Origin of the sequence: Hydrocoleum sp. CS-953 (genome assembly GCF_002260545.1) — a bacterium.
Lineage (GTDB): Bacteria > Cyanobacteriota > Cyanobacteriia > Cyanobacteriales > Microcoleaceae > Trichodesmium.
In genome coordinates this window covers 1-4,590 of the sequence record NZ_LGSU01000775.1, presented here as the reverse complement: position 1 = coordinate 4,590, position 4,590 = coordinate 1, and the positions used below count along the sequence as shown (strand labels likewise).

Annotated in this window: 9 protein-coding genes and 1 pseudogene; all 10 read right to left on the bottom strand. The window is 38.7% G+C overall.

The genetic code is table 11. The annotated features are described in order from the left end of the window. Nucleotides 1-39: 39 nt before the first annotated feature. On the bottom strand, nt 40-576 hold the full coding sequence (rpsE, locus tag AFK68_RS09545; RefSeq protein WP_094672511.1) for a 30S ribosomal protein S5: 537 nt from the start codon (nt 574-576) through the stop codon (nt 40-42). Between the two features lie 259 nt (nt 577-835). After that, on the bottom strand, nt 836-1,198 hold the full coding sequence (rplR, locus tag AFK68_RS09540) for a 50S ribosomal protein L18 (RefSeq protein ID WP_094672510.1): 363 nt from the start codon (nt 1,196-1,198) through the stop codon (nt 836-838). 3 nt (nt 1,199-1,201) lie between these two features. Beyond that, a complete protein-coding gene (rplF, locus tag AFK68_RS09535) occupies nt 1,202-1,741 on the bottom strand; it encodes a 50S ribosomal protein L6 (protein ID WP_094672509.1) in 540 nt (179 codons plus the stop codon). Nucleotides 1,742-1,871: 130 nt separating this feature from the next. Then, nucleotides 1,872-2,273 (bottom strand): 30S ribosomal protein S8, encoded by a 402-nt coding sequence (rpsH, locus tag AFK68_RS09530; protein ID WP_094672508.1) that lies wholly within the window; start codon nt 2,271-2,273, stop codon nt 1,872-1,874. A gap of 27 nt (nt 2,274-2,300) precedes the next feature. After that, a complete protein-coding gene (gene rplE, locus AFK68_RS09525) occupies nt 2,301-2,846 on the bottom strand; it encodes a 50S ribosomal protein L5 (protein ID WP_094672507.1) in 546 nt (181 codons plus the stop codon). A 34-nt stretch (nt 2,847-2,880) separates the two neighbouring features. Continuing rightward, nucleotides 2,881-3,249 (bottom strand): 50S ribosomal protein L24, encoded by a 369-nt coding sequence (gene rplX / locus AFK68_RS09520; protein WP_094672506.1) that lies wholly within the window; start codon nt 3,247-3,249, stop codon nt 2,881-2,883. Next, nucleotides 3,249-3,395, bottom strand: a complete 147-nt coding sequence (locus AFK68_RS09515; RefSeq protein ID WP_371357307.1) for an uL14 family ribosomal protein — start codon at nt 3,393-3,395, stop codon at nt 3,249-3,251. The genes rplX and AFK68_RS09515 overlap by 1 nt, the downstream gene beginning before the upstream one ends. Before the next feature lie 60 nt (nt 3,396-3,455). Next, nucleotides 3,456-3,824 (bottom strand): 50S ribosomal protein L14, encoded by a 369-nt coding sequence (gene rplN, locus AFK68_RS09510; protein ID WP_094672505.1) that lies wholly within the window; start codon nt 3,822-3,824, stop codon nt 3,456-3,458. 118 nt (nt 3,825-3,942) lie between these two features. Then, nucleotides 3,943-4,191 carry a 30S ribosomal protein S17 gene (gene rpsQ, locus AFK68_RS09505; RefSeq protein WP_094672504.1) on the bottom strand — a complete coding sequence of 83 codons (249 nt, stop codon included), beginning with the start codon at nt 4,189-4,191 and terminating at the stop codon, nt 3,943-3,945. Nucleotides 4,192-4,311: 120 nt separating this feature from the next. Then, a pseudogene (locus tag AFK68_RS09500) lies at nt 4,312-4,590 on the bottom strand (hypothetical protein); the annotation flags it as partial.

The following is a 4,590-nucleotide window of genomic DNA, read 5'->3' as shown; positions in this document are numbered from 1 at the left end:
GGCATTAATTATCCAATTTCCCATTAGTCTAGTTTGGGACTAAACATATAAATTTTCTATAGGTACATCTCGCTCTTGAGCTTCATCTGCTAATGTCCTCAAGCCATCTAAAGCGTTAACAGCAGCTCTGGCATTATTTAATGGATTATTAGAGCCTAACTGTTTGGCTAATATATTCTGAACACCTGCTAGTTCCAGAACTGTTCTAACAGCTCCCCCCGCAATAACTCCTGTACCTGGTGCTGCTGGCCGCATCATTACTTTGGCTCCTCCACCAATACCATTTACTGGGTGAGGAATAGAATTAGATTTGGTGAGTGGAACTTCTATGATATGTTTTTTACCATCAGCCACTCCTTTCTTTACAGCACCGATAACATCTGCGGCCTTACCCACTCCTACGCCTACTTGACCACGTTCATTGCCGACTACGACAATAGCCCGGAAGCTCAGATTCTTACCACCTTTTACAACTTTGGTGACTCGGCGAATTTGGACAACTCTTTCTTGCCATTCACTTTCTTTCTCTTTTGTACGGCTGCTTTTTTTCCGACGTTGTTGTTGCTGCTCTGCCATAGTTCTTACCTTTTGTCAAGTTCATTGTTTATTTCTGTGACTTGTAATTACTTAGAAGTCTAACCCAGCTTCACGAGCTGCATCAGCCAAGGCTTTGACACGACCATGATNTGACTCGGCGAATTTGGACAACTCTTTCTTGCCATTCACTTTCTTTCTCTTTTGTACGGCTGCTTTTTTTCCGACGTTGTTGTTGCTGCTCTGCCATAGTTCTTACCTTTTGTCAAGTTCATTGTTTATTTCTGTGACTTGTAATTACTTAGAAGTCTAACCCAGCTTCACGAGCTGCATCAGCCAAGGCTTTGACACGACCATGATAAAGATTTCCACCACGGTCAAAAACTACTTTTTCTATTCCTTTTTCTAGCGATCGCTTGGCAATTAATTTTCCTACTTCTGTAGAAGCGTCACAGTTCGCACCAGATTTAACATTTGATTTGACTTCTGCTTCTACAGTTGAGGCCGCGACCAAGGTATGCTGTGTAGTATCATCAATTACTTGTGCATAAATATGCATATTTGAGCGAAATACTGATAACCTTGGACGTTCTGGTGTTCCAGATACCTTTTTCCGGACTCGGCGATGTCGCTTTCTGATTGAATCTTGACGAGTGTATTTCATTGTTTATTTTTTACCTGACTTACCCGCTTTGAGTTTAATCATTTCTCCGGCATAACGAATGCCTTTACCCTTATATACTTCTGGTGGACGAACAGCACGAATTCGTGCTGCGGTATTTCCCACCAATTCTTTATTAATACCATTAATAATTACGTTGGTATTATTTTCTACTGCTATATTAATACCTTCAGGAGCAGGCATTTCAACTGGTTTACTGTAACCCACGTTTAATACCAAAGTCTTGCCTTGAACTTGGGCACGATAACCTACACCTTGAATCAATAGTCGCTTTTCGTATCCTTTAGATACACCTTCGACCATATTGGCAACAAGGCTGCGACAAAGACCATATCTCTGACGAGCCCGGCGAGACTCTTCTTGTGGTTTAACAATAATAGTCTCTTCTTGTTGTTCCACTCCTATCTCAGGTGGCAATACCCTAGAAAGTTCACCTTTAGGACCTTTGACTGTCACTTTTTGACCCTCAATGGTAATGGTCACTTTTTTAGGTATTGGGATTGGAAGTTTACCAATTCGTGACATAACTTGTTCTTATATTTAAGTTGCTAGCTGTTTTTTGTTTTGCTCGATCAATAGCTATCTATACTATTTATTTTGGTTATATAGCATTACAAAAAAGTGTATAGTTTGGAGCTGATAGCTGATAGCTATACTACCAAACATAGCAAAGAACTTCTCCGCCGATACCTCTTTTTCTAGCTTCTCTATCAGTCATAATTCCACTAGATGTAGAAATAATAGCTATTCCTATTCCACCTAAAACTCGTGGTAACTCTTTGCGATTTTTATAAACCCGGAGTCCAGGTTTACTAACTCGCTTCAAATATCTAATGATGGGTTGGCGATTTTTGCCTTTGTATTTTAAAGAAATTACTAAAAATTTCTTAAGACCCTCACCTTCCTGTTCAATTTCGCCAATAAAGCCTTCTTCTTTCAAGACTTTGGCAATACTGCGAGTCATCTTTGTTGCTGGAACTTTTGTTGTTGTATGTTGCGCCATGCAGGAGTTGCGAATTCGCGTCAACATATCTGATACTGTGTCGTTAGCCGCCATTTTTTCCCCTTTTCTTTAACTCTTTAGTTAATTACTCTGGAAGGGCATTCCCATTTCTTTAAGTAGGGCACGGCCTTCTTCATCACTATTAGCTGTGGTAATAATTGAAATGTCCATTCCTCGAATTTGATCGATCTTGTCATATTCTATCTCTGGAAAAATCAGTTGTTCTTTGACGCCTAAACTATAATTGCCTCGACCATCAAAGCTCTTAGGATTTATGCCTCGAAAATCTCTAATTCTAGGTAATGCTAAATTAATTAGTCTATCTAAAAATTCATACATTCTTCCAGAACGTAGAGTAACCATAACTCCTACTGGCATTCCTTCACGAATTTTAAAGCCAGCGATCGCTTTCTTTGCCCTAGTTACTACTGGTTTTTGACCTGTAATTGTAGCCATTTCCTTTACGGATGAATCTAAGGCTTTGGCATTTTGGGATGCTTCCCCTAAACCACGATTAATTGTTATTTTCACCAGCTTTGGTACTTGGTGAATATTTTTATACTTAAATTGCTCCATCATTTTAGGAACAATTTTTTCATGGTAATATTTCTTTAGTCTTTCTGCCATAGTTTTGCTTATTAGTTGAAGAATTTACTGGAGTTTAATCAATAATTTCTCCTGTTTTTTTCAGCTTTCGTACTTTGCGACCATCTTCTGTAAATGTATAACAAATACGACTAGCTACTTTTTCTTTAGTAGAATAAAGCATCACGTTAGAACTATGAATGGGAGCTTCAACTGTTACAATTTTACCTGATTCTCCTTCTTGCTGAGGTTTAACGTGCTTTGTTTTGACGTTAACATCTTTAACTACAACTTTGCTGATTTTTGGTAATACTTGGAGGATTTCACCTACCTTACCTTTATCTTTGCCAGCAATTACTTGAACTGTGTCACCTTTTTTAACGTGAATTTTATAGCGTACAGGTTTTCCCCTGGCAGTCATCAAGGGTTTTTTCTTTCTTGACATTACAGTACCTCCGGTGCTAGGGATACAATTTTAGTAAAATTTTTTTCTCGTAATTCGCGAGCTACTGGACCAAATACGCGAGTTCCCCGTGGATTTCCATCTTGGTTAATAATAACTGCTGCGTTATCATCAAACCTAATGCTCATACCACTATNAGCGTACAGGTTTTCCCCTGGCAGTCATCAAGGGTTTTTTCTTTCTTGACATTACAGTACCTCCGGTGCTAGGGATACAATTTTAGTAAAATTTTTTTCTCGTAATTCGCGAGCTACTGGACCAAATACGCGAGTTCCCCGTGGATTTCCATCTTGGTTAATAATAACTGCTGCGTTATCATCAAACCTAATGCTCATACCACTATCTCGACGCAGACCTTTTTTAGTTCTAACAACAACAGCTCTAACTACATCTGACTTTTTCACAGCCATATTAGGGGATGCGTCTTTTACGACACCTATAATTACATCACCTATGCGTGCATAGCGACGATTTCCACCACCGATTACACGGATACACATTATTTTGCGGGCACCGCTATTATCAGCGACATTTAATACACTTTCTTGTTGAATCATGGTGGTTTTTCTGAAATTTCTAGATGTTTATGCCAAACCAATTTTATTTCTTAAGTTTAGTTAGGATTTGATTTTTGTTAACTTTGAATAATTTTACTCGGATTAATAAAACCAACCATTAACTAATCTTAGAATTAATTATTTCAGCAAGTTCCCAACGTTTAGTACGACTCAGAGGGCGAGTTTCTGTAATCCGAACGCGATCGCCTTCGTTACATTTATTTTCCTCGTCGTGAACTTTATATCTTTTAGTTTTAACGACTGTTTTACCGTATCTAGGGTGAGCGGAGCGGTTTTCTACTGCTACCACTATTGTTTTTTGCATTTTGTTGCTGACAACTACACCCACTCTTTCTTTAGCTGCCATAATTTTCCTTCTTTATGAATTAAAAGTGTTCTTGTACTAGCTATTAGCTTTCAGCATTCAGCCATCAGCTTTTAGTAGTTCCGGGTTAAAAAGATGGTTTAGGATGTTTTAAAATTCCCCTTATCGCAGGTTAAAATAATAATCTGACTGAATTATAAGTGCTAACCAATTTTTCGGCATCATTTTCATGGGTACACCTTGACTAACCATCATAATTGCGATCGCATTTCGCATCTGACGACTACGCAAAGCATTTATTCCTGGGTCATCAGTCCAACCCTCCGCCCCACAGTTCCAACTTTCGTTATCATTCGCACCATCATTATTATTTTCCCCATTAGCTTCATTATGTTTATCGTTGTAGGACACCATATCAGCTAAAGTGAAACCGTCATGGGC